The organism is Pseudomonas sp. CG7, assembly GCF_023701885.1.
Classification (GTDB): Bacteria; Pseudomonadota; Gammaproteobacteria; order Pseudomonadales; family Pseudomonadaceae; genus Aquipseudomonas; species Aquipseudomonas zanjanensis.
The window spans coordinates 51,773-77,657 of record NZ_JABAEE010000022.1; the positions used below are offsets into that span (position 1 = coordinate 51,773).

Annotated in this window: 16 protein-coding genes; 7 read left to right on the top strand and 9 right to left on the bottom strand. The window is 63.0% G+C overall.

Features of this window, described 5'->3' with window-relative positions:
- Nucleotides 1-3: 3 nt before the first annotated feature.
- Both HGO40_RS11770 and HGO40_RS11775 read right to left on the bottom strand, forming a co-directional pair.
- Complete coding sequence (locus HGO40_RS11770; RefSeq protein WP_250963135.1) at nucleotides 4-2,454, bottom strand: TonB-dependent siderophore receptor; 2,451 nt, start codon at nucleotides 2,452-2,454, stop codon at nucleotides 4-6.
- Nucleotides 2,455-2,557: 103 nt separating this feature from the next.
- Nucleotides 2,558-4,207, bottom strand: a complete 1,650-nt coding sequence (locus HGO40_RS11775; RefSeq protein ID WP_250963136.1) for a cyclic peptide export ABC transporter — start codon at nucleotides 4,205-4,207, stop codon at nucleotides 2,558-2,560.
- Between the two features lie 544 nt (nucleotides 4,208-4,751).
- On the opposite strand from HGO40_RS11775, the gene HGO40_RS11780 reads away from it, so the two are divergent.
- A complete protein-coding gene (locus HGO40_RS11780; protein ID WP_250963137.1) occupies nucleotides 4,752-7,025 on the top strand; it encodes a TonB-dependent siderophore receptor in 2,274 nt (757 codons plus the stop codon).
- A 248-nt stretch (nucleotides 7,026-7,273) separates the two neighbouring features.
- Here the strand turns inward: HGO40_RS11780 and pvdO are convergent, their stop codons facing one another.
- The 3 genes from pvdO to pvdM are packed head-to-tail and all read right to left on the bottom strand — an operon-like array spanning nucleotide 7,274 to nucleotide 10,820.
- Nucleotides 7,274-8,149 (bottom strand): dihydropyoverdine dehydrogenase, encoded by an 876-nt coding sequence (pvdO, locus tag HGO40_RS11785; protein WP_250963138.1) that lies wholly within the window; start codon nucleotides 8,147-8,149, stop codon nucleotides 7,274-7,276.
- A gap of 23 nt (nucleotides 8,150-8,172) precedes the next feature.
- The gene (pvdN, locus tag HGO40_RS11790) at nucleotides 8,173-9,453 is read right to left on the bottom strand and encodes a pyoverdine-tailoring periplasmic protein PvdN (RefSeq protein WP_250963139.1); all 1,281 of its coding nucleotides are present in this window, start codon (nucleotides 9,451-9,453) and stop codon (nucleotides 8,173-8,175) included.
- Nucleotides 9,450-10,820 (bottom strand): pyoverdine-tailoring dipeptidase-like protein PvdM, encoded by a 1,371-nt coding sequence (gene pvdM / locus HGO40_RS11795; protein WP_250963140.1) that lies wholly within the window; start codon nucleotides 10,818-10,820, stop codon nucleotides 9,450-9,452. Before pvdM ends, pvdN begins: the two co-directional genes overlap by 4 nt.
- Before the next feature lie 323 nt (nucleotides 10,821-11,143).
- Between pvdM and pvdP the strand changes: the two genes are divergently transcribed.
- Nucleotides 11,144-12,760: a pyoverdine maturation tyrosinase PvdP gene (gene pvdP, locus HGO40_RS11800; protein ID WP_250963141.1), complete on the top strand. Its 1,617-nt coding sequence runs from the start codon at nucleotides 11,144-11,146 to the stop codon at nucleotides 12,758-12,760.
- A 215-nt stretch (nucleotides 12,761-12,975) separates the two neighbouring features.
- Here the strand turns inward: pvdP and HGO40_RS11805 are convergent, their stop codons facing one another.
- The 4 genes from HGO40_RS11805 to HGO40_RS11820 all read right to left on the bottom strand — a co-directional run bounded on the left by HGO40_RS11805 (nucleotide 12,976) and on the right by HGO40_RS11820 (nucleotide 18,376).
- Nucleotides 12,976-13,302 carry a DUF6124 family protein gene (locus HGO40_RS11805; RefSeq protein WP_250963142.1) on the bottom strand — a complete coding sequence of 109 codons (327 nt, stop codon included), beginning with the start codon at nucleotides 13,300-13,302 and terminating at the stop codon, nucleotides 12,976-12,978.
- A gap of 549 nt (nucleotides 13,303-13,851) precedes the next feature.
- Nucleotides 13,852-15,246, bottom strand: coding sequence for an efflux transporter outer membrane subunit (locus HGO40_RS11810; RefSeq protein ID WP_250963143.1), 1,395 nt, complete (start codon nucleotides 15,244-15,246; stop codon nucleotides 13,852-13,854).
- Between the two features lie 10 nt (nucleotides 15,247-15,256).
- Complete coding sequence (locus HGO40_RS11815; RefSeq protein ID WP_250963144.1) at nucleotides 15,257-17,227, bottom strand: MacB family efflux pump subunit; 1,971 nt, start codon at nucleotides 17,225-17,227, stop codon at nucleotides 15,257-15,259.
- Nucleotides 17,228-18,376 carry an efflux RND transporter periplasmic adaptor subunit gene (locus HGO40_RS11820; protein WP_250963145.1) on the bottom strand — a complete coding sequence of 383 codons (1,149 nt, stop codon included), beginning with the start codon at nucleotides 18,374-18,376 and terminating at the stop codon, nucleotides 17,228-17,230. It abuts the gene before it with no gap.
- 460 nt (nucleotides 18,377-18,836) lie between these two features.
- Here HGO40_RS11820 and HGO40_RS11825 point away from each other — a divergent pair, with 460 nt between their 5' ends.
- From HGO40_RS11825 to HGO40_RS11845, 5 genes are all read left to right on the top strand, one after another.
- The gene (locus HGO40_RS11825) at nucleotides 18,837-19,319 is read left to right on the top strand and encodes a sigma-70 family RNA polymerase sigma factor (RefSeq protein ID WP_186708687.1); all 483 of its coding nucleotides are present in this window, start codon (nucleotides 18,837-18,839) and stop codon (nucleotides 19,317-19,319) included.
- A gap of 146 nt (nucleotides 19,320-19,465) precedes the next feature.
- Nucleotides 19,466-20,800, top strand: coding sequence for a lysine N(6)-hydroxylase/L-ornithine N(5)-oxygenase family protein (locus tag HGO40_RS11830; RefSeq protein ID WP_250963146.1), 1,335 nt, complete (start codon nucleotides 19,466-19,468; stop codon nucleotides 20,798-20,800).
- Nucleotides 20,801-21,137: 337 nt separating this feature from the next.
- Complete coding sequence (locus HGO40_RS11835; protein WP_250963147.1) at nucleotides 21,138-24,350, top strand: ATP-binding protein; 3,213 nt, start codon at nucleotides 21,138-21,140, stop codon at nucleotides 24,348-24,350.
- Nucleotides 24,351-24,631: 281 nt separating this feature from the next.
- Nucleotides 24,632-25,066: a PleD family two-component system response regulator gene (locus HGO40_RS11840; RefSeq protein ID WP_250963148.1), complete on the top strand. Its 435-nt coding sequence runs from the start codon at nucleotides 24,632-24,634 to the stop codon at nucleotides 25,064-25,066.
- Nucleotides 25,067-25,183: 117 nt separating this feature from the next.
- Nucleotides 25,184-25,798 (top strand): response regulator transcription factor, encoded by a 615-nt coding sequence (locus tag HGO40_RS11845; RefSeq protein WP_250963149.1) that lies wholly within the window; start codon nucleotides 25,184-25,186, stop codon nucleotides 25,796-25,798.
- The last annotated feature ends 87 nt before the right edge of the window (nucleotides 25,799-25,885 follow it).

A 25,885-nucleotide genomic window follows, 5' to 3' on the forward strand; every position in this document is an offset into this window, starting at 1 on the left:
TGCTTAGAAGTCGTAGGTCACGTCCAGCGAGGCCACGCGTTCCTGGCCGTAGTAGCAGCCGAACGAGTAGTTGCAGTGGGACACGTACTCGCGGTCGAAGACGTTCTGCACGTTCAGGCTGGTGGTGACGCCACGCAGGCTCGAAGTGGCCTTGCCCATGTCATAGCTGATCGTGGTGTCGAACACGGTGAAGGCCGGTACGTCGAACGAGTTGGCCGCGTCGCCCGGCTTGCGGCCGGTGTGACGGGCGCCTGCGCCGAACGTCAGGCCATTGAGGGTGGCCTGGGTGAAGTGATAGTCAACCCACAGCGTGGCGGAGAACGGTGCCTGTTGCTCGCTGCGGTTGTCCTCGTTGCCGTAGTTGTCCTTGGTGTAGAACGAGTCGAGGTAGGTGGCGGCGGCCATCACGTCGATGTTGTCGAGGGTGGATTTGACTTCCAGTTCAACGCCCCGTGAACGCACCTGGCCCGACTGGATCGAGTTCTGCGGATCGGAGGGATCGGCGGTGACCAGGTTCTTCTGTTTGATCTGGAACACCGAGGCGGTAATCATCGTCTTGTCGAATGGCTGGTACTTCACACCCACTTCGTACTGCTCGCCTTCGGTCGGCTTGAACGACTCGCCAGCGGCGTCGGTGCCCACGGTTGGCAGGAAGGATTCGGAGTAGCTGATGTAGGGCGCCAGGCCGAAATCGGTGACATAGGTCAGGCCGATCCGACCGGTGAACTTGTTGTCACGCAATGAGGAGACGGTGCCCGCCAGCAAGTCCTTGTTGTCCACTTCGGCCCAGTCCTGGCGGCCACCCACGGTCAGGATCCACTGGTCCAGCTTGATCTGGTCCTGCACGTAGACGCCGGTCTGGCGCACGGTGTTGTCCCATTGGGTGTCCAGCGTCGGCGTTACGCTGCCGGTGTCGTAGTTGTTGTTATTGCCGTACAGGTCGATCGGCACCACGTTGTATGCGTTGTAACCGTCGTACTTGCGGTTGAAATGACGATAGTCCACGCCCGCCAGGGTGGTGTGCTCCAGGGCGCCGGTGTTGAATTTGTATTCCACGTTGTTATCGACGGTGTAGGCGGTGTTGTGCTGTTGCCAGTCGAGTTTTACGCGGTTGGCCCGGGTCTGGTCAGTCACGCCACCGGTGGTGACGAAGCTGCGCAGGTAGAAACCCCGGTACTGGTCACGCACATCGGTGTAGCGGGCAGTGGAGCGGAATTTCAGGTCATCGGTGAGGTTGTGGCTGAAGTCGTAGCCGAGGATGAACTGGTCACGCTTGTAGTCGTTCCACCGCGTGTCGCCGGAGAAAAAGTCCCGGTCGATCCGCTGGCCGTTGGGGCCGCGCTCCAGGGAACCGATCCGCGGCAGCGCCTGGTAGTCTTCCAGGCCGTCGTCCTTCTGGATCTGTGCCAGCACCGTCAGCGAGGTGTCTTCGTTGGGGGCCCAGGTCAGGCTCGGTGCCAGCAGCATGCGCTCGCTGTGGGTGTGATCGACCTGCTGGTTGCCTTTTTTCGCCACGCCGATGACGCGGTAGCTGAATTCCTTCTGGTCGTCGATCGGGCCGCTGGTGTCGAACGCGCCGTTGACCCGGTCATAGCTGCCCGCGCCCAGTTTGATCTGGCTGCGCTGTTCAGTGGTCGGGCGCTTGGAAACCATGTTGATCAGGCCGCCCGGCTGGTTCTGCCCGTACAGCACCGACGAGGGGCCCTTGAGCACTTCGATACGCTCCAGGGTATACGGATCGATTTGCGGCGCCCCCCCCAGGCTGCCGGCATAAGGCAGGTAGGCACCGTCGAGGTACAACGGGGTTGGCGAGAAACCACGGCTGGTGATTTCGTCGGCGATGGCGTTGCGGTCGGTGAAGCCGCCGGTGTTCAGGCCCGGCGTGTAGCGCAGGGCCTGGGTCAGGTTGCGCGCGCCCTGGACGGCGATCTGGTCGGCGGTGACCACGTTGATGGTCTGCGGGATTTCCAGGATCGGCGTGTCGGTCTTGGTGCCGGTGGCGCTGCGGGTGGCGACGTAGCCGTCCACCGGGCCGTAGGCCGATTCCGCGGTTTTACCGGTGATGGTCGTGGCGCCCAGTTCCAGCGAATCCCCCGACGTCCTGGCGCGCACGCTGGCCGTGTTGCCCTGGAGGGTGAACATGACGCCGGTCCCCACCAGCATCTGCGACAGCGCTTGCGCCGGCGACAATCGGCCACTGACCGGCTGGCTGCGCAGGCCCTGGACATCATCGGCGCTGTAGAGCACTTGCATGTTCGTTTGATTGCTCAACGCCTGCAGGGCACTCGCCAGCGACTGCGCCGCAATGTTGAGGTCGACTTCCTGTGCCTGGACCTGTGCGCTGAACGGCATGGCCAGTGCCAGGCTGAACGCGGTGGCGCTGAAGCCTGGTTGCAGCAGGCGCCGCATGATCAGTGCCTTGGTAAAACGTGGAATCCCCGGAGTTGCTGGCATGTGTTTCACTCTTGCAGGTTTTAGTTTTAATAGGGTGTAGTTGTGATCAATTCTTAATTAGGACGCACCACCCCAGAAAAACCAGAATGAGAATCGTGATTATTTACGCGGGTTGCAGTTCGGTGATGACGCGGCCGGCTTCCATGCGCACCAATTGGTCGGCCACGTCGAAGTAACGATCGTCGTGGGAAATCACGATGATGGTCTTGCCCAGGCGCTTGAGATCCGGCAGCAGCTCGGTGTAGAAAATTCGCCGGAAGGTCGGGTCCTGGTCGGCCGCCCACTCGTCGAAGACCAGCACCGGACGCTCTTCCAGCCACGCATTGACCAGCGCCAGGCGCTTGCGCTGGCCGGTGGACAGGTCGGTGGTGGTGAAGGCGCCGTCGCGCACGCTGACCTTGTGGGCGATCTCCAGGCGTTGCAGGTATTGGTTGGCGTCGTCCGGGATATGGGTGTCGCCCTGGACGATGTCGTCGAACAGGTAGTAGTCGGCAAAAATCGTCGTGAACAACTGGCGATAGTCATCGCGGGTCACGGCCGTCACGGCGTGGTCGTTGAGACGGATTTCCCCTTGCTGCGGCGCGTAGAGGCCCAACAGCAGCTTGATCAGCGTGGTCTTGCCACAGCCGTTTTCACCCACGATGAACACGATGTCGCCCTGGTCGATCTTCAGGTTCACCGGCCCCAGGCGGAACGGCGCGGCGCCTTCCACCGCCGGGAAGCTGTAGGCCACATTGCTCAGTTCCAGTGTCTGCACCGGCGTTTTCGGCTGGCCTTGGTCGTTGAGTAGCAAGTGGGGTTCAGGGGATGAAAACTGTTCCGACAATTCGGCGATGCGGCGGAAGGCGATTTGCGCACGGCTGACGATGGGCAGGGTGCCGATCAGGTGTTCCAGCGGGCCTTTCATGTACAGCAACACCAGCACGAAACCGCTCATCACCGCTTTGTCGGCGCTCGGCCACAGCGACTGCAGGGCCAGGGCCAGGCCGATCACCACGAAGAACAGCATCGAGCCGAAGGTCTTGGCGATCACGAAAATGTTCACCGAGCGGATCTGCGTGTCGCAGATCTTGTCGGCGGTGTGCTCGATGCCCGAGACGAACATGCGTTGCCGACGAGGGCGATGGATGCGCAGCTCCTTGGCGCCTTCGGCGATGGCGTTGTAGTGCTTCTGCAACTCGTCCTCGGAGTCGCGCGCCTCCATGAAGCCCTTGATCCCCCGACCGCGGGCGATGTACTGCACCACGGTGCCGATGATGATCGCCACGACCATCATCAGGAACATCGGCCACGACAGCATTGCCAGGTACCCCATGCACCCAAGGGTGACGGTCAGGGAAATGGCCAGGGGGGCGAAGGCGAAGGCGAAATCGCTGATAGTGTCGACGTCGTGGGTCAACACCGGGATCAGGCGATGGCTGCGGTAGCGTTCGATCTGCTGGATCGGCGCCGACAGGACTTTTTCCCCCAGTTCCTTGCGCAGCTTGGCGATGATCTTCTGGCCAACGTAGTTGGTGCCGATGTCGGAACAGATGGAGCTGATCAGGGCCAGCAGGCACAACCCGGCGAACACGCCCACCACGGTGTGGCTCAGCCCGCCTTCGGCGTGCAGCACCTGGTTGATGGTGGCCAGCAGCACGGTGACGCTCAGGCCACCGACCATGCCCAGCAGGATGGCGCCGATGACAATCAGCCGGAAGGGTTTGAGCAGGGTGAACAATTCATTGATCACCCCGCGTTTTGGTTGGCTCATGGAGGTTTCCCTGCAAGATGAAAAGGACGAACGCCATCGCGGGGACATTCACCGCATGGGCTGGAGGACGGCGGCACGCCGGGTTGGGTCGCGCCCATCTGTAGAACGATTGGACGGGAGGGGGATTTAGCGAGGAACCGGCTGACACACAATTGTGGTGAGGGAGCTTGCTCCCGCTCGGTTGCGCAGCGACCGTAAAAACTTGGGGCCGCTTCGCCCGAAGCGTCGGACCGGCCCAGCGGGAGCAAGCTCCCTCGCCACAGGTGTGTTCGCAGCCCTGGTATGGGCTGTGTTCATGGAGTCCAGGATTAAAAAGGCCGGCGCCCAACAGCGCCGGCCTTTTTTGATCGTTTTCGCGAATGATAAGTAAAGTCATTCCGGTTTTGGCAGATGCTGCGTCTTATTTAGGTATGTGGGCACATCGGGTCGGCCACGCCCTGACACATTGCCCTGGGGCAATCGACGGTGCGGGTTCACGTGTGCCGGCGAGCGGCGGGCCCTTCGGCCCCATGGACTTTTACTTCGACCAATAATAGAGAGCACGATGTCATCCATTCATGAGTTGAAACCTCTGTTCAAGGCACTCGTCATGTCCCGCGGCCTGCGTTCGCGGCGGGTGTTGGCAGGTTTGGGGTGGGTCTGTGTACTGCCCCTCAGCACTCAGGTAATGGCGCAAGACGTCAGCATCGACAGCCCTGCCACGGGAGGCCTTGAGCTGGGTGCGACCACCATCAGTGCTCAAGCGTTGGACGCGACAACCGAAGGCAGTCATTCCTACACCAGCAAGGCCGTGACCCTCGGCAAGGGCACCCACACCCTCAAGGAAATTCCCCAGTCGATCACCGTGATGACGCGCAAGCAGATGGATGACCAGAACCTGGTCAGCCTCAAGGACGCCGTCAACCAGACCACCGGCATCGTCGGCCTGCAGGGCGTCGGCCAAGGCATGATCCTGTCGTCACGGGGTTTCCAGATCGACGATTGGCAATACGATGGCGTGCCGATCCTGCGCAATAACTATTCGCTGGGCAACTGGGCGACCCAGGACCTGATCTTCTTCGACCGCCTGGAAATCATGCGCGGCGCGGCCGGCTTGCTGCAAGGCACTGGCAGCCCCGGCGGTGCCGTCAACCTGGTGCGCAAGCGTGGCCAGCATGCCCCGACCGTAACCCTGACCGGCAAGGCCGGCTCCTGGGATCACTACGGCCTGCAACTGGACGCCGGCGGCCCGCTGAACCAGGCCGGCAATATCCGCGGCCGTGTCGTCATCGACGAAGACCAGAGCAATTCGTTCGTCGATCATGCGTGGAGCAAGACCCACTCGCTGTACGGTGCGCTGGATGTCGACCTGAGCGAAGACACCACCCTGGGCCTTGCAGTCAGCCAATCCAACGGCGAATCGCGCGGCAACATCCGTGGCCTGCCACGCTACGCCGACGGGGCGATGCCGGACGTGTCGCGTTCGACCTATACGGGAGCGCGGTGGAACCGTTCGGAAATCGATGTCACCACCTACTACACCGACCTGGAGCATCGGTTTAACGATGACTGGGCGTTCAAGGTGGGTGCCGTGTACATGACTGAAGACAACCAGGCGAAAAACCAGCGAGTGCAAAGGGGTGGTGGTCTATTGCCTGATGGCAGTGGCGTGCAATATGCCGATTTCGTGACTGATTTCCAGTCCACGAAGTCTGGTCTGGACATGAACCTGATCGGCAAGTTCGAAGCCTTGTCGATGGAGCAGGAAGTCATGCTCGGCGGCAACTTCTCGCAGTTGGAGACGGATGATCGCTACGCCCGTACATTCAACAGCACCAGCGACTCCATCTTCGACCTGAACAATAACCGTCCGGACATCAGCTATGAGAGTCTGATCAACAGCCCGGGCGGGCGGGGCGTCCTCAGTAAGTACGATATCCGCCAGAAGGGTGTGTATGGCACTTGGCGCGTCAAGCCGATCGATGATCTGACGCTGGTGCTGGGTTCCCGGGTCAGCTGGTATGACTTCAGCTACAAGTCGAGAACCGAAGACTCAGCCGGTATTACCCCCTACACGGCAAACACCGGAACTGAAACCGGGGTGGTCACGCCCTACGGCGGTATCATCTATGACCTGAGCCGTGAGTGGGCGGTGTACGCCAGCTACACCGATGTATTCCAGCCCCAGACCGAGGTCGATAGCAGCGGTTCGGTGCTCAAGCCCATCGTTGGCACCAACTACGAAGTCGGCCTCAAGGGTGAACTGATGGACGGTCGGGTCAATACCTCCCTGGCTGTCTTCCGTTACGATCACGAGAACCGCGCCATCCAAGACATCGCCGGCGGGATGGTATGTGAGGGCGGGTATTGCTCGGCAGCCTCGGGGAAAGTGCGCAGCCAGGGTTTCGATGCGGAAATCAGTGGTGAAGTGGTAGACAATCTGCAGTTGTTCGCGGGCTACACCTACAACACCACCAAGTACCTGGAGGAGCCGGGGAAGGACGGTGTTGTCTTCAGTAGCTGGACGCCGAAACACATGCTGCGCGTATGGGGCAACTACCAACTGACCGGCGACTGGAGCCGTGTCAGCACTGGCCTGGGCTTCACCACCCAAAGCCACACACTGGTTTACCAGGAAAAGACCGACGTACCGGGTTATACCGTGTGGAATGCCCGTGTCGGCTACCAGCTGACGCCGGAAATCGCTTTGGCGCTCAATGCCAACAACCTGTTCGACAAGACGTACATAACGCCCGCTTACAACCAGCTTGATGGCAACAACAACTTCGGTGATCCGCGCAACCTGATGTTCAACGTGAAGTACACCCCGGAGTTCTGATTCTTGCGGGAATGAAATAGACCTGCCTTGTGCGTGATGCTGTTCACTTAGACAAAACGGCGCTTCTTCAGAAATGGGAAGCGTCGTTTTTTTTGTCTTCGTTTTTTTGGGGTTACAGTCGATGAAGAGGGTGGATGTGCCGGCCTCATCGCGAGCAAGCTCGCTCCCACAAGGGACTTTTGATGCTCATCGGTCTTGTGTTCCCCGCAAGCATAATGTGGGAGCAAGCTTGCTCTCACAGGGGGCGCCTACATATCCCGCGCCACCCGAAAGCCGATCCAGTCGCCGCGGTCGCCTGGCACCAGTGCGTTGCGGTTGCCGGAGCGGGAGAACACCGGCGCCTCGCCCCAGTCGTTGCCGCGGATGCGTTTGAATTCGCATTTTCCGGTCAGCCAGGCGCTGCCGTCGCTCGGGGCGCCCACGTAGTTTTCGTTGTAGCAATCGGCGGTCCATTCATAGATGTTGCCGTGCATGTCATACACGCCGAAGGCATTGGGTGCGAAGCTGCCGGCCGGGGCGGTGAAGTTGTAGCCGTCGGCCGCGCCGTAGGTGTTGGCATGCTGGGCGATGCTGTAGTCCTTGCCCTCGTCGAACGGGAAGGGGAACGGCCCGGTGCTGCCGCCACGAGCCGCATACTCGCGCAGGGATTCGCTGACCAGCCGGTATTGCTTGCCGGTCTTTTTCGAGAGCCAGGCCACGTAGGCATTGGCCTCGGCGAAGTCCATGCACACCGCCGGGTGCCGGTCGGTGTACTGCTTGCGCGGGTCGCTGCCCTGGTAGTCCGGGATGCCGGCCTTGCATGCCCGGCCGGGGCGCTCGTCGCCGTCGGGCATCGTGTAGCCGGTGTCGCGCAGGTAGGCGAACCATTCGCCCTTGAGCACCTGGAAGCGACTGATCGCCAGCGGTTTGGCGAACGTCACCGGGTGTATCGGGCCTTCGTCGGGCTCGCGGCCTACTTCGTCTTCCGGGGTGCCCATCTGGAAGGTGCCGGTGGGCAGCACGACCATTTCCGGACAGTCCTTGCAATCACGAAAGACCTGGCCCGCTTGAGACGCCTGGGCGCCGGAGGGCAGCAGGGACGCGAGGGCCAGTACCGGGAATAACGTCAACGAAAAACTGTTCATCCATCTCTCTCGATAAGTCAGGTTCAGAGTGTCTTGCCCAGCAACCCCATGAAGCGATCGATCTCGGCTTCGGTGTTGAGCAGCCCCGGTGCGGTGCGGACCCCCGGCCCCGCGTCGCGATGCACGGCGTCGGCGATCACGTGGTTTTTCATCAGGTAAGCGGCGACCTCGTCGCTGTCGCGGCCCTGGACCCGGAAGAAAGTGAAACCGGCGGACAGCTCCGGGCTCAGTGGGGTGACCAGTTCGATCTGCGGCTGAGCCACCAGTTGTTTCTTCAAGTAGCTGTTGAGGGCATGGATGCGCGCCTGGACCTCGGCCTTGCCCAGTTGCAGGTGCAACTTGAACGCCTCGGCGGCCGCCCAGCGATGCGCGAAGGCGTGGTAGCCCCCCGGGGTCATGGTGGTGGAAAACGCCGTGGCTTCAGAGAACGTTGGGATGATCGGCGTGACGTACTTGAGCTCTTCGCTGCGGCTGCACACCAGGCCCGTACCGCGCGGGCCGAACATCCACTTGTGGGTGCCGGCGATGAAAAAATCGCAATTCATGGCAGGGAAACTGAGGTCTTCGACGCCGAAACCGGGCACGCCGTCCACTACATAAATGATCCGCTGCTCATCGCTGCGACCCTGGTTGTGCTTGTCCACCAGGGCGCCGATCTTGTCGATCGGCAGCTTCACGCCGCTGCCCGAGTGCACCCAGGTCATGCCCAGCACGCGGGTTTCGGGACGGATGTTGCGGTCGATGGCCGTGAGGATCTGTTCGTGGCTGGCGTCGCGGGCGTTGTCGAACAACTTGATCTTGCGCACCCGTGTGCCCGTCCGTTGGGTGCGCAGGTCGAGAATGGTGTGGGTGGCGTAATGCTCATGCGCGGTGGTGAGGATTTCCTGGTCGGCCGCCACCTGGACACCGCCGTAGATGCTCGACAGGCCTTCGGTGGTGCTGCCGGTGAGGGCGATCTGCGCAGGATTCGCTTGCAGGTAGCGGCCGGCCCAGGTGCGGACGTTTTCCTCGCGTTCTTCGGTGACGCCCAGGTCCCAATCCATCAACAGCCCAGGGTTGTTATCCAGGGCCGCGCGGTGTTTTTCGATGGCCTCGCGCACGGGGCGCGGGTGGGTGGTGACCAGGAAGTTGGAGAAGTGCAGGAAGTCCGGGTCCTGGTTGAACAGCGCGCGCAACTGCGCCCATTTGTCCTTGGGCAGCGGTGGCAGTGGAGCGGCGCTGGCTGTGGCGGGCAGGCCGGCGGCAAGGGGCAGGCCGGCGGCGAGGATCCCGGCCTGCTTCAGGAAGGTGCGACGCTCATTCATGGCTGGGCCGCCTCCTGGGTCGAGGCGATGGCGGGGCGGGCGGCTTTCTGGACCTGATCCCAGACCCGCAGGAAATTGCCACCCCACAGTTTGGCGATGTCGGCTTCCGAGTAACCGCGGGTCAGCAGTTCGGCGGTGACATTGCGAATGTCGCCGACGTTCTCCCAGCCTTCCACACCGCCGCCTTCGTTGAAGTCCGAGCTGATGCCGACGTGGTCTATGCCGATCTTGCGCACGGTGTAGTCGATGGCGTCCCCCAGGTCCTTGAGGCTGGCCTTGGGTTCTTCTTCGAGAATGCCGTAGAGCTGGCCGGCGTATTCGCCGAACTTTTGTTCCGGCCACGCGGCGATGATCGGGTCGCCGGGCATCAGCGCCATCGCCAGGTTGGGCAGTGGCGGCAGGTCGAAGCGTTCGCGCAGGGCGTTGAGTTTGGCCTGGGTCTTTTGCGTCAGCGGCCGCAGGTACTGGGAGAAACCGACGACCTGCACCACGCCGCCGCTGGCCTTGATCAATTGCATTTCCTTGTCGCTGAGGTTGCGTGGGATGTCCACCATCGCCCGCGGCGCCGAATGGGAGGCCACCAGCGGCGTGCGGCTCAGTTGCGCGACTTGCTCCAGGGCCTGGGTCGACATCTGTGACACGTCGATGATCACGCCCAGGTCGTTCAAGCGCGTCACCGCCTGCTTGCCGATGTCCGACAGGCCGCCGAGGGCGTCGGGCGAGTCGTTGAAGAACGGCAGCGGACGGGAGGAGTCGGCCCAGTCGTTGTTGCCGATGTAGCTGAAGCCGAACATGCGCATGCCCCGCGCGGTCCACAGGTCCAGCAGGCTCAGGTCGTGGCCGAGGGGATAGGCGTTGAGCATGCTGATGAAGATCGCGAACTTGCCTTCGCCGTGCAGGCGACGGAAATCATCCGGGGTGTAGGCAATGGCGACCTGGTTGGGGAAGTCGCGGACCAGGCCGGTGATGATCTTGTAGCGCACTTCCTGCTGGTTGCGCGCTTCCTCGACGAAGCCGGCGGTGGGCTTGTGTGGCGCGTTGGGCCCGTTCCACATTTCGGGCCAGCCGAACACCGGCAGGGCCGCACCGGACAGTTGCCCGCGGTTGGCTTTCACCAGGTCGAACTGGCCGCTGCCGTCCTTGTCCGCTTCATTGCCGGCGGTGCCGAAATCCAGCGGCACGGTGATATGGCTGTCGAAGGAAAGCAGGCGTTCGTGTAGCTCCCTGGCCTCTTTCATCACTTTGACCGGATAGCCGGGATTGTCCCGCCACCAATGGTCCCAAGCCGCGACGCCAGCACCGACGGCCAACGCCAGGGCCAGGGGCAGGCCGATGAAAAGAGCCTTTTTCGAACGAGGTGTTGTCATTGCCGATCTCAGTCAGGTTCGCCTTGGAAGGACAGGCGCGGGGGCCTTTGCTATCTGGGGAGAACGAGTGGTCGGGCGGGAAATTTAGGTGGGCTCGGGGCCGCCATCGCGAGCAAGCTCGCTCCCACAGGTGACCGCATTCCAATTTCATTGTGGGAGCAAAGCTTGCCCGCGAGGCGACCTGTTTCTGCTGGATGTACTCAGATCCCCTGTGGGAGCGAGCTTGCTCGCGAAGGCGGCCTCACACCTCCCTATAAATTTGTCAGCCCACCCAACGTTCTAGCATGGATAAAGCCCACCCCAGGGCGAACACAGGTAAGGCAATGACGATTTCTCGACGATGGTTCATGGCAGGCCTGGCGCTGACCGGTGCCGCCGTGCCTGCGGTGTATTACGGGCATCGCGAACTGACCCGGCCGGACCCGACCATCACCCCCGGCGAGGCCTCGTTCGACGTGGCCGACGTGGCGGGCCAGCGCCGTGCCGATACGTTGCGGGGCATCTGGACGATCCGTTTCACCGGCCGTGACGCCGGCCTCGAAGGCTTGCCCCAGGACGATCTGCAGGTCTTCCTCGACATCGGCCAGAGGGGCCGTGGCCTGGTGGGTTACCTCGACAGCGCCGTTCGCTTGCGTGGCGCCGATGAACCGCGTTACCGGGTGTTGGGCGATTTGGCCGGCGCCGACCCGAAGCAACTGAGCTGGCGGCTGACAGGGGCTCAGCACGACGCGCCGGACTATGAATTCATCATGACCCTGGACGAAGTCTGGGCCGGTTTCGGCAATGCCGGCAGCGCCACCCTCAGCGGCCGCGTGTTGCGCCTGGACCGTCCCCTGGCGCTGCCTGAACAGGACAATCATTTCATCGCCATCAAGCAACGCTTCCCCGAGGCCCGGGAGCGCACGCCGCTGAGCCCGGCGCTGCTGGCCTGGCTGGTGTCGCCCGAGCATCGGCTGTTCCACCAACTCTGGCACGCCTCGCGGGACAAATGGCACACCCTGGACGAGGACAAGCGCAATGCCCTGCGCGGCATCGGCTGGCAGCCCGGCCCACGGGACCAGGAGCGTGATGCCCGTGGCCCGCGCAAGGATCGCAACGGTTCCGGCGTGGATTTCTTTTTCATGCACCGGCACATGCTTGGCACGGCCCGTTCGTTCCAGCCGCTGCCGTCGTGGCCGCGCTTCCCCTTGCCGCAACCGGCGCTTGCGCGCGAGCGCCTTGGGTTCGCCCGCTACCTCGACAACCACGATGGCACGGCCTTGCCGCCGACCTGGCTGGCCGATGGCGACGAGCAGTACGCCCAGTGGGTCAGCGACATCAAGACCGCCGAGACCTATCACAGCAATTTCCAGGTCTGGGAATCGCGCTACCGCGACCCGCGCTACTTGTCGAAACTGACCCTCGGCCAGTTTGGCTCGGAAGTGGAGCTGGGCCTGCACGACTGGCTGCACATGCGCTGGGCCTCGGTGCCCCGTGACCCTTCCAACGGCCACCCGGTGCCGTTCGCTCGCGCCCCGGACGACTTCGCCGCGCGCTGGTACGCCCCGGAAAACGACTTTCTCGGGGACCCGTTTTCCTCCCACGTGAGCCCGGTGTTCTGGGCCTTCCACGGCTGGATCGACGACCGCCTCGAAGACTGGTTCCGTGCCCACGAACGTTTTCATCCGGGGGAAGTGAGCCGACTCGCCGTCAACGGCGTGCCCTGGTGCGCCCCGGGCCGCTGGGTCGAAATCGCCGACCCCTGGCTCGGCCCGGACACCCACGGTTGCAGCACCACGCCGGGGTTGCAGGTTGGACGTTCGGTGGAGATGGACCCGGAAACCATGAAGCTGGCCCTGCGCATCACCTTCGGCAGCGATGACAAAAAGCTCTCTGAACTGTTCCGCCGCGTGCCGCAGCGGCCTTGGTATGCGCGTAATCTCAAGTCCAAGCCGGTGTGAACCCTGGCCCGAACTGACCGAACACGGCTGTGTGAATGGCTGCTTTTGTGGCGAGGGAGCTTGCTCCCGCTGGGCTGCGAAGCGGCCCCAAAACCAGCCACCTCAAAAACATCTGACCCACCGAGGTGCTTGCCATTGGGGGCTGCTGCGCAGCCCAGCGGGAGCAAGCTCCCTCGCCACAGGTGTCACTTGGCTTGAGATTTGTTGTGAAGGTTTTATCGCGGCGCGGCGATGTCCAGGGCACGGTTCGCCAGCAGCTCACTCAGCTCGACCATCTGCTGGATCGCCAAGGCAAAACTTCGCCGTGCGCCTTCCAGATCAAACGCCAGTTCGTTGGCCATGACGTTGACCGAGGCGAGGGTTTCGCTGAGGTTGGCCAGCAGGCATTCCAGGTCTGCACTCTCTGCAACGGTGAACAATTGGCCCGGTGGTGGCTTGGGTGTTTCAGGTTTGGGGTCGAGGTAGTAGGCGAGGGCGCGGTCGGCGGCTTCGTCGAGTTTTTTGGAATCGTCTGCGGGAGGGTTGGGGGTGGTCTTGAACATGGTGCAGCTCCTGGTTATTTACAAGGCGTTGCCAGACATCACTTGCAGATGATGGGTGGCAGCTATGCGCGGGTCTGCAAGACCGGGAAACCAGGAACCCGGCAGACCCGAAGGTCTCCCGCACACAGCCGCCATTGAGCGACACGGATGTGTCGATTGGCTTGTGGCTATGCGCCTGGTATTTCGTCGGGCTTGCAGACCCGATCACTGATGGGCAGTGACAGGGAACAAGTTATCGATGGGAGGTTAGGCGCACAAGCCGGCGGATTCTGGCGTAGTTGTAGGCAATGACGCAAGGCAGCGTAGCCTCGCTCGGGAGTCCTACATGGCCCGATAAACAGAACCAAAGCCGAACACCGTTTATGAGAAGTGGAGAGTTATCTGTGGCGAGGGAGCTTGCTCCCGCTGGGCTGCGAAGCAGCCCCCAAAACCAGTCACCCCAAAACACCTGACCCACCGAGGTGCTGGCCATTGGGGCTGCTGCGCAGCCCAGCGGGAGCAAGCTCCCTCGCCACCGGTGTCACTTGGCTTCGAGGGGAGGCGCAAGGCCTACATCACCCGCCAACCCCCACCCAACGCCCTGTACAACGCCACGCTCGCCTGCACCCGCGCCAATCGCAATTGCACGTTCATGTCCTGGGCGGCGTACAGCGTGCGTTGGGTCTCCAGTACCGTGAGCAAATCTTCGGCGCCGGCCTGGTAGCGGCGTTGGGCGATGTCGAAGGCGGTCTGGGCCTGGTGCAGTTCTTCGCTTTGCCATTGCCGTTGGCGGTCGCGGCCGTTGATGCCGTTCAGGGCTTTTTCGACGTCGGCGAAGCCGTTGATGATGGCGGCGCGATAGAGCTCCAGCAGTTCCTCCTGGCGGGCGCTGGCTTTGTCCCGTTCGGCCTTCAGGCGGCCGTTGTTGAAGATCGGCGCGGCCAGGCCTGCGCTGAGGTTGTAGACGTTGTTGCGCAGCAACTGGTCGGCGATGTCGGCGCCGGTGGCGAAGCTCAGGCCCAGGGGCAGGGTGGGCAGCATGGCGGCGCGGGCGACGGCAATGTCGGCCTGGGCGGCGGCGAGGCGGGCTTCGGCGGCGGCGATGTCGGGGCGGCGGCGCAGCAGTTCGCTGGGCACGCCGGCGTCGATGGCGGGCCAATGCAGGCGGGCGAAACTGTCGTCGTCGAGCCTGACCGACTGCACCGATTGCCCCAGCAGCGTCGCCAGGGTGATCAACGCTTCGCGGGCTTGTTGTTGCACTTGCGGCACGCGGCGTTGTTGGGCCGCTACCAGGCTTTTTTGCTGGGACAGTTCCAGGGCCGTGGCGCTGCCGGCGTCGTAGCGGGTCTGGACCAGATCGAGTACACGCTGGGCGTTGTCCAGGTTCTGTTCGGCGATGCGCTGTTGCTCGCGCAGGGACAACGCCTGGGTGTAGCTGTTGGCGACGCCGCTGAGCAGGGTCAACTCAACGGTCGCGCGGTCGAACTGGCTGGCCGACAACGTCTTTAATGCACTGTCCCGGGCCGCCCGTTTGCCGCCCCAGAAGTCCAGCTCATAGGTGGCGCTGAGATTGGCGTCGTAGTAATCGATGGTCCGGTTGTCTCGATCCACATCCAGTTGGCTATAGCCCTTGCCGCGCATCAATTCCTGGCGATTGCCGTTGAGCCCCGCCGTGACCGCTGGCAGCAATGGCGCGCCGGCGATCACGGCGCTGGCCTCGGCCTGGCGCACCCGGGCCATGGCGGCGGCCAGGTCGTGGCTATCCAGGCGCGCCTGCTCGATCAAGCGATTCAATTGCGGGCTGCCGAAGTGCGTCCACCATTGCAGGTTTACCGCTTGGGCGCTGGGTGTATCGAGGCTCTGCCAAGCCTGGGGCGGTTGAATGCCGCTGTCGGGCGTCGACAATGGAGTGGCGCAGGCCGCCAGCAACAGGCTGGCGGCCAGGAGGGTCAGGTGCGCTTTCATAAAGTGGGGTTCATTCACTGGTGAGGGCCGCCACCGGGTCGAGGCGGGCGGCCTTGCGGGCAGGCATGAAGCCGAAGACGACGCCGGTGACCAGGGCGCAGCCAAAGGCGCCGAACACCGCCAGCCATTCGAAGGCCACGGCGATCTTGCCCAGCAACAGGGCGCCACCCACCAGCAGGGCCAGGCCGATGCCGGCGAGCCCGCCGACCACCGAGAGCATCACCGCTTCGGTGAGGAATTGGCGCAGGATGTCCCGTTGGCGGGCACCGGTGGCCATGCGGATACCGATCTCGCGAGTGCGTTCGCGCACGGTCATGAGCATGATGTTCATCACGCCGATGCCGCCCACCAACAGCGAAATAGCCGCGATAGCGCCGAGCATCAGCGACAGCGTGCCTTGGGTGCGGGCTTCGGCCTGGATCATCGCGGCGTTGTTGGTCAGCTCGAAATCCTGCTTGCCGTCGTGCAGGCGCAACAGCGTCCGGGAGACCGCCTGCTCGGCCTCCTGGACCTTGCCGGCGTCCCGGGCGGCGATCACCACGTATTCGGGATGGCGGGTGCCGAACAGCCGCACGCTGGCGGCGGAGTATGGGATGGCGACGCGATTGTCGGCGTCCGAATCCCCGGAGCTGGCGCCTTTTTCCGCCAGTACGCCGACTACCTGGAATGGCATGTTCTCGATCAGGATGTAACGGCCGATGGGGTCGGCGACGTCCTTGAGCAGTTTCTCCCGGACCTTGTGGCCGATCACCGCCACCGCCGCGGCGCCGCGTTCGTCGGCATCGGTAAAGTAGCTGCCCTCGGCCACTGGCCAATTGAAGATGATCGGGAAGTTGGTGTCGTTGCCGCCGACGTAGCTGGTGTGGTCGAGGGTGCCGAAACGCACGCTGGCTTCGGCGCCGTTGACCGGCATGATGCGCTGCACCTCGGGCAGGGCGGCGAGGGCGGCCAGGTCGTATTCGCTGATGATGCCCTTGGTGGCGCGCGGCGAGGGCGCGCTACCGTTGAGGTAGATGATGTTCGAGCCGAAGGCGCCCATCTGCGCCATGACCTGGCGCTTGCTGCCTTCGCCCACGGCCAGCATCACCACCACCGAGGCCACGCCGATGACAATGCCAAGCAAGGTCAGGGCGGTGCGAAAGCGGTTGATCCACATCACCCGCCACGCCGCTTGCACCGCGTCCACCAATTCGCCTTTCCAGGCGCCGTTGTGTTCGCTGCCGGCACTCAGGCGCTGGCGCAGGTCCACGGCTTGCAATGCCTTTGGGTTGGCGTGCACCTCGTGCGGCAAAGCGGTGGCGCTGTCGCTGATGATCCGCCCATCGCGGATTGCGATGATGCGCTGGGCCCGGGCCGCCTCTTCGCGGTCGTGGGTGATCAGGATCCCCACGTGGCCCTGGCTCGCCAGTTCGTCGAGCAAGGCCATGACCTCGATGCCGCTCTGGCTGTCGAGGGCGCCGGTGGGCTCGTCGGCGAGGATGATGTGGCCACCGTTCATCAAGGCCCGGGCAATCGACACCCGTTGCTGCTGCCCGCCGGAGAGTTGATGGGGACGGTGGCCGGTGCGGCTGGCCAGGCCGAGGCGGTCAAGCAGGGCGCTGGCCCGGGCGTGGCGCTCGGCGGCGGAAGTGCCGGCATAGATCGCCGGCATCTCGACGTTTTCCTGGGCGGTGCCGGAGGGAATCAGGTGATAGCCCTGGAACACGAAACCGAACGCTTCGCGCCGCAGCCAGGCCAATTCATCGCTGCCCAGATTGGCGACGTCTTCGCCCGCGAAACGGTACTCGCCGCGGGTGGGGCGGTCGAGGCAGCCAAGGATGTTCATCAAGGTGGATTTACCGGAGCCGGACGCCCCGACAATCGCCAGGAACTCCCCGGCGTGAATGGCCAAGTCGATGCCGCGCAGCACCTCCACCCGAGGGCTGTCGCCGCCGCCGTAGGCCTTGCGAATGTCCCGCAGTTCGATCAGGGGCGTGTCCATTCAGCCTCCGCTGCCGCTGGCCGAGCCGATCAGCACCCGGTCGCCTTCGCTCAGGCCGTCGAGAATCTGCGTGCGCAGGCGATCGCTGACGCCCGTGCGAACGGTGCGCGGCTGGACATCGCCATTGTCGGCCAGCACCTGCACCTGATTGGCCTCTTGTAGGGCCGCGATGGGCACGGTCAGCACGTCCTTGGCTTGGGCGGCAACGAAAAACACCTGGGCAGTCATGTCGGTCATCAAGGCGCGGTCGGCGTTGTCCACGTCCAGCAACACGGTGTAGAGCACCACCCGTTCGCTGCCGCTGCGGCCACCGGTGGGGCTGCCGCCCTGGCTGGCTTCCAGCGGGCGCGGCGGCACCGGGAGGATCTGGCGCACGATGCTGCTCCAGCGCCGGTTGCCGCCGGCCAGGGTGGTGAAGTAGGCGGTCATGCCCGGCTTGACGTGGCCGATATCGGCTTCCGACACTTCGGCCCAGACCGTCATCGGCGACAGCCGGGCGATGCGCAGGATCAACGGCGTCTGCTGCTGGGCGTTGAGGGTCTGGCCTTCCCGGGCGCCGACGGCGACCACGGTGCCGCTCATCGGCGCATAGATGCGTGTGTAGCCCAACTCGGCCTCGTCGCTGCGCAGGCTGGCCTGGGCCTGGCGGATCTGGGCCTGGAACATGTCGATGCGTGCCTGGGTCGCGCGCACTTCGGCCTGGGCGGTCTGCACGTCTTCCTCGCGGGTGGCGCCACCGGCCTTGAGTTGCTGTTGGCGACGGAATTTCTGCTGCGCCAGGTCGTGCTGGGCGCGTTGCTCCTGAAGCTGGGCCTTGAGGTTTTCGATGGAAAAGCGCCCGGCATCGAGCTTGGCTTTTTGCGTGGACGGGTCGATTTCCACCAGCAACTGGCCTTCACGGACCTCGTCGCCGGCTTCCACGTGAATCTTCTGGATCTGCCCGGACGCCTGGGCGCCGACGTCGACATAACGCCGCGGTTGCAAGGGGCCCAGGGCGGTGACGCTGTTTTCGATATCGCCCCGGGTGCCGGGGGCAGTGACCAGGGGCGCACGACTTGGCGCGACCGCTTGCCACGCGGCGAAGGCCACGGCCGGGAGCAGGGCGAAGGTGAGAAGCCAGGCGCGTCGGGTAGGGCGGGGACGTTTCATGCAGGGTTCCGGCCGGGGATATCGGGCCCGTCGCGCGGAGGGCCGGGACGGGAGGCTGTTCTGGTAGACGAGCGTTCCGGGCGGGAATTTACTGGTGTGAAACACTTGGTAGCAGGTTGGAAAAAGTCAATTGCAGCGCCACAGCCCCTGTGGCGAGGGAGCTTGCTCCCGCTGGGGCGCGAAGCGGCCCTAAAACCTGAATCCCGGTTATGTCAGATTCAAGGGTGTTACCTGCCTTGGGCCTGCTGCGCAGGCCAGCGGGAGCAAGCTCCCTCGCCACAAAAGCAATACCTGGCGGCAGTTGAGGTAAACGAATCAGCCTTGATACAAACCAACGCTTTAAATCTATATGAGAATTACTATAAATTACGCGATTGAATCTGCCACTATCGTGCCATGCCCTTTTCAGGCATGCCGGGTGGCCCAGGGATAGCTGTCGCAGTCATTGCGCACGGGAGTCATGTTGGAAAACTACTATCGCGAGCTGGTGTGTTTCCTGAACGCCAGGCTAGGCAACCGCCAGGCGGCCGAGGATGTGGTGCATGACGCTTATGTGCGGGTGCTGGAGCGTGCCAGCGACACGCCCATCGAACAGCCGCGGGCGTTCCTCTACCGCACGGCGTTGAACCTGGTGATCGACGGGCATCGGCGCAATACCCTGCGTCAGGTTGAATCCCTGGATGTGCTGGACAGCGAAGAACGCTTCTTCACCCCATCGCCCCATATCAGCTTCGACCATGGCCAGCGCCTGGACATGCTGCAACGTGCCCTGGCCGAGCTGCCGCCGCTGTGCCGCGAGAGTTTCCTGCTGCGCAAGCTCGAAGGCCTGTCCCACCCGCAGATCGCCGAGCGCCTGGGCATTTCCCGGGCGCTGGTGGAAAAACACATCGTCAACGCCATGAAGCACTGCCGCGTTCGCGTGCGACAGTGGGACGCGCCCTGATTCGATCGTCACCGGTCACCCGGCGGTAAATTTTTTTTCATTGTCCTCGTTCCTCTCAACAGACGACTTGCCGGCGCCTCGAACGCCGGTCAGGTTCCCCAGGCTTTTCGTGCCCTGTTGAGGGGCTTTTCCAGAGGACACTGGACATGACACAGGCAATTGCATCGCCCACCGTTCACGACTTGATCGGCATCGGCTTCGGCCCTTCGAACCTGGCGCTGGCCATCGCGCTGCAGGAGCGGGGGCCGGCCCAGGGTGAACTGGACGTGTTGTTCCTCGACAAGCAGACCGACTACCGCTGGCACGGCAACACCCTGGTGACCCAGAGCGAGTTGCAGATTTCCTTCCTCAAGGACCTGGTGACCCTGCGCAACCCCACCAGCCCGTATTCGTTCGTCAAATACCTCAAGCACCACGGCCGCCTGGTGGATTTCATCAACCTCGGCACGTTCTACCCGTGCCGCATGGAGTTCAATGACTACCTGCGCTGGGTGGCCGGACACTTTACCGAGCAGAGCCGTTATGGCGAGGAAGTGCTGCGCATCGAACCGGTGCTGCATAACCAGCAGGTCGAAGCACTGCGGGTGATTTCCCGCGATGCCCAGGGCGAAGAGTTGATCCGCACCACCCGCTCTTTGGTGGTCAGTGCCGGCGGTACCGCGCGCATCCCCGAGGCGTTCAAGGCGTTCAGGGATGATGCGCGGGTGTGCCACCACTCCCAGTACCTGGAGCGCATGGCGAGCCAGCCGTGCGTGAAGGGCCAGTCGATGAACATCGCCATTATCGGCGGCGGGCAGAGCGCGGCGGAGGCCTTTATCGACCTTAACGACAGCTTCCCTTCGGTACAGGTCGACATGATCCTGCGCGGCTCGGCCCTCAAACCGGCGGATGACAGCCCGTTCGTCAACGAAGTGTTCTCTCCGGAATTCACCGACCTGGTGTTCCAACAACCCCACAGCGAGCGCGAGCGGTTGGTCAACGAGTACCACAACACCAACTATTCGGTGGTTGACATCGACCTGATCGAACGCATCTACGGGATTTTTTACCGCCAGAAAGTCTCCGGCATCGCCCGTCATGCGTTCCGCACCCTCACCACGATTGAGAAAGCCACGGCCACCGACGCGGGCGTGGAACTGGCGGTGCGCAACAACGCCACTGGCGAGCTGACGGTGCGCCGTTATGACGCCGTGGTCTTGGCCACCGGTTACGAGCGGCAGATGCACCGCACCCTGCTGGAGCCGCTGGCGCAGTACCTGGGGGATTTCGAGGTGGATCGCAACTACAAGCTGATCACCGACGAGCGCTGCAAGGCGGCGATCTACATGCAGGGCTTCTGCCAGGCCAGCCATGGCCTGAGCGACACCCTGTTATCGATCCTGCCGGTGCGTGCCGATGAAATTGCCGGCTCGCTGTATGAACATGGGAACAATCGTGGGCAGGCGCGTCCGGTGCGCGATCGATTGCTCGCCGCTGTGTAGGCCAGACCTGCGCCAAGTGTCAATCAATGCAAAAACCCCCTGTGGGAGCGGGCTTGCTCGCGAAGGCGGTGTGACAGTTGGCATCAATGTCACTGACCCACTGCCTTCGCGAGCAAGCCCGCTCCCACAGGTCATAGATTTGGCCCTGAAGGGGGCGATCTGGGTCACTCGCAGGAAATTCTTCAGAAACTTCCTACACTCATGTCATGCGTCTGTTCGACAGGCGCATCGACGGTTCGCTGTTCCCTCGTATTGGCAGTCTGAACCCCCAACCGGTCACCCTGACTGAAGTCGGTGGTTTCCGGGCCGACTACGCCACGCGAAACACCTCGAACAGATGAAGCTCCTTCTACGCACGGGCCTGGTGGCGCTGCTGCTGGGCTCATTGGGTATGGCGCCACAGGTGGGCGCGGCGCCTGAGTCGTTGCAGGTGCTCGGGCGCTCCCATGTGGATGATTATTCGGTGTCCCTCGACGCCGCCGACTGGGGCTGGTTGCGCCAGAAGGGCACGTTGCTGCTGGGCGCCTCGGCGCCGGACTATGCGCCTTTCAGCATCACCGGCAATGGCCTCGACTACGAAGGCCTGACCGCGGACTACGCACAATTGCTGGGGCAGCTCCTGCACATCAAGGTGCAGGTCCAGCGCTACCCGTCCCGTGCCGAATCGCTCCAGGCCCTGCGCGGCGGTGAGATCGACCTGCTCGGCACCGCCAATGGCTTCGAAGCCGCCGATCCGGACCTGGCAATGTCCCAGGCCTATGCCGATGACTTGCCCACCCTCGTGGCCCGCATCGACGACAGCCAGGATTTGCCCACGGACCTGGCCGGCAAGCGCGTGGCGATGCTCTATCACTACTTGCCGCCGGAGACGGTCGAGGCGTTTTATCCCGACGCTGCCTTTCAATTGTTTCCCTCGACCTTGAGCGCCATCGGTGCCGTGGCGTTCGGTCAGGCCGACGTCTACCTGGGAGACTCGATCAGTTCCAACTACCTCATCAGCAAGAATTACCTGAACAACGTCCAACTGGCCGATTTCTCGCGCCTGGAGGTGCAGCCGTTCGCCTTTGCGGTCAGCCGCGACAACGCGCGGATGCTGCGCATCGTCAACGCCGCGCTGCAAGCCATTCCTGCCAGCGAACGCATGATCATCCTGCGGCGCTGGAGCGCCGGCGGGGCGAGCATGCCGGGGCAGCAGGCCTTGCATTTCAGCGTCAAGGAACAGCGTTGGCTGGACGCCCATCCGCGGGTCAAGGTGGCGGTCAACGAAAACTTCCTGCCGCTGACGTTCTTCGACGAGCAAGGCCATTTGCGCGGCATCGGCGCTGATGTGCTGGCCCGGATCAGCTTGCGCACCGGTTTGAAATTCGATGTCCAGCGGGGCGATTCGGTTGACGATTTGATCGGCCAGATCAAGAGCGGCAAGGCCGACGTCTTGGCCACCGCCATCCCCAGCGCCGAACTCGAAGCCGAGCTGCGTTTTACCCGACCCTACCTGGCGAACCCGTTCGTACTGGTGGTGCCGCTCAGGGCCAAGGCGCTGACCCTGGACCACATGGCCGGCAAGCGCCTGGCGCTGGTGCGTGGCAACGTGCTGCGGGAGTTCCTGCTGGAGCAGTTCCCCCGGGTGCAGTTGGTGGCGGCGCAGAACGCGGCCGACGCCATGGCCATGGTCGCCGCCGGCACGGCGGACGCGGCGATCAATCCGCTGATCAGCGCCCGCTACATGATTTCCCGCCAGTACCGCGACACCCTGCAAGTCACCAGCACCGTGGGCACTTTGCCCGCGTACGTTGCCCTGGCGACGAACCCGGACGCCTTGGCGCTTCATTCGATCCTGGACAAGGCGTTGTTGAGCATTTCTCCCGAGGAAATGGACGAGCTGACCAACCGCTGGCGCAGTGAAGTGGTGATCGACAACAGTAATTGGCTGCGCAACCGCACCACGATTCTCCGAGGGTTTACCGTTGCTGCGTTGCTGTTGCTGGTGGCCTTTGGCTGGGGCGTTTATCTGCGGCGGCTGCTGGAACAGTTACGCGTGGCCAAGGAAAGCGCCGACGAGGCCAATCGGGCCAAGACCACCTTCGTGGCGACCATGAGCCATGAGATCCGCACGCCGATGAATGCGGTGATCGGCCTGCTGGAGCTGGCCCTGAAAAAAGCCGACCAGGGCGTCGTGGACCGCTTCGCCATCGAAGTCGCGTCGGGCGCCGCCCATGGCATGCTGGACTTGATCGGCGACATCCTCGACATCGCCCGCATCGAGTCGGGCAAGCTGTCGCTGGCGCCGCAACGGGCCAATTTACGCGGGTTGATCGAGTCGGTGGCGCGGATCTTCGAGGGCCTGGCCTGGCAGAAACACCTGCGCTTGCATTGGGTACTGGATGCTACGGTCGATTGCGACGTGTTGGTCGATCCGTTGCGTTTCAAGCAGGTCGTCTCGAACCTGCTGAGCAACGCCATCAAGTTCACCGACCAGGGCGAAGTGCGCCTGAGTGTGCGCGGCGAGTTGAACCCTGAGCACAAACACTTGGGCATTTGCCTGCGGGTCGAGGACACCGGTTGCGGTATTTCCCCCGAGGACCAGCGCCGCCTGTTCAGCCCCTTTACCCAGGCCGGCCATCACCCCCAGTCGGCCCGCAGCGGCTCCGGGTTGGGGTTGGTCATCAGCCGCACGTTATGCGAAATGATGGGCGGCACCCTGGCATTACACAGCGTGCCAGGGGAGGGCACGCAGGTCGAAGTCTTGCTGGACTTGCCCATACTCGACACGCTGTCGACGCTGGCGCCCAGCCAGGACGAGGCGCCGCTGCCGGTCCGGGCGCTGAGTATCCTGGTGGTCGACGACTACCCGGCCAACCGCTTGCTGCTGTCTCAGCAACTGGGCTACCTGGGCCATCGTGTCCAGGAGGCACAGAACGGTATCGACGGCCTGCAAGCCTGGCGCAGCGAACATTTCGATGTGGTCATCACCGACTGCAACATGCCCTTGATGAGCGGCTACGAACTGGCCCGGGCCATTCGCGACGAAGAGCGCGAGCGCAACCTGTCGCCGGTGGTGATCCTGGGGTTCACGGCCAACGCCCAGCCTGAGGAAAAGCAGCGCTGCGCCGAAGCCGGGATGGACGATTGCCTGTTCAAGCCCATCGGCCTCAAGGCACTCAATGCGCACCTGGCCTCGGTCACGCCGGATGTGCGGGCGCCCCAGTCCAGCGATGGCATCGACTTGGCCGGCCTGGAACAACTGACCGGCAGCGACGCGGCGGCCATCAAGGCATTGCTGGAAGAACTGGTCAGCAGCAATGCCGAAGATCAAGTCCGACTGCTGCACTTGGCCACCCGACAAGACTTGCCGGGCCTGGCGGACCTGGCGCACCGGATCAAGGGCGGGGCGCGGATCATCCAGGCGCAACGCCTGGTCTACGCCTGCGAGGCGCTGGAAGAGGCTTGCCGAGAAGGCAACGTGTCGCTACTCACCGAAGCCGTGGAAGACCTACGCCAAGCCATCGACCACCTGGCGGAACAACTGAAAAAACCTACATGGAAGGGGTAAAAACTGAGTAGGAACTGTAGGAGCCGTAGGAGCTGACGAGTGCAACGAGGCTGCGATCTTCCCCCTGACACCCGAATCCCAAGCGAAAGATCAAAAGATCGCAGGCTTCGCCAGCTCCTACAGAATCCGAGTAAAGGATCGGTTTCCTCACCGCAGGGGCTGTGTCTGGCTTCATTTTAGGAATAGTCCTACATCGCCCTTCAAACACTTCCTCTAGCCTGAGCGCTCTTAATGTTCTTGAGCCGGTGCCTACCTGGCGCGTTGCTATTGGAAAGCTTGCCATGCCGAACAAAGCACTTCGTATCCTGCTTGCCGACACTCAACATACCCATCGAATCGTGCTGGAGCGTCTGTTCAATCAACAAGGCTACTTCCGGATTGTCCCCGTGAGCCATTTGCAAGAGTTGCTGACGCTGGTGGAGTACGGCAGCGAGCCGTTCGACCTGATTGTCGTCAACGCGCAGTTGGCAGGCGAGGCGCTGGATTTGCACGATTTTGTTGTCTATAACCCACAGGTTCGCCACGGGATGCTTTACAACGCGCAACCGGCCAGTCAGTCGCCGGTGCCTGTCGCACGTCGATCGAACCTGCATTTGAGCCCGGCGCCCCTGCCGGACCTCGCTTCGCTGCGGCGTTTGATGGAGCGGGTTGATCCTCAGGTCCCTGAGCCGTTGCAGGCGTGGGCGCGTCCCCTCAGGCAGGGTCATGGACACTGAACCGGACCGTTGGTCCGCACTGTCAGGTCTGACAGGTGGCAAGGCCAGGTACTTGTGCAAAAAGAGTCCTGTGCGGTCATGGCGCCGGTGCCGTTTGTATTGTTTTGGGGAGTTGCCTTGAAAGACGTGTTGATCGTGGATGACCACCCTGTCATACGAGGGGCGCTGCGGCTCATATGCCAGAATGAGGCGTTCACCCACATCCGGGACGCCAGCAGCGCGGCCGATGCCAGGGGCCTCATCAAGGAACGCGCGCCAGACCTGGTGATCCTGGACCTGGTGATGAACGGTTTCGATGGCCTGGACCTACTGGGCTGGATCATGGCCCAGTTTCCTGAATGCAGCGTGTTGGTGTTCACCTCCCAGGATGCACAGCACTTCTGCAACCGCTGCATCTCGGCCGGGGCCCGGGGTTTTGTGACCAAGAAAAGCGACCTGAAGGAGCTGGCCAAGGCCATCCAGGCGCTGAAATCCGGGTATGCCTATTTCCCGCAGATGCCCGTCCGGCTGGATTTCCTGCAACGCAGCGAGCAGCAGGCCTTGGAAAGCCTCTCCACCCGCGAGCTGTCGATCTTGCGCATGCTGTCCATGGGCATGCGTGGCAAGGACATCGCGCAAAGCCTGTTCCTGAGCCCGAAAACCGTCAGCACCTACAAGAGCCGCCTGTTGGAAAACCTCGGCTTGCAATCCCTGGTGGGGCTGTCGGAGTTTGCCAAGCGCAATCACCTCTAAATGGACTGACCCCAAACCTTGTGGGAGCGAGCTTGCTCGCTCCCACAGGGTTTTTTATTGGTCGTTCTCTAGATGGAACGCTAAAGC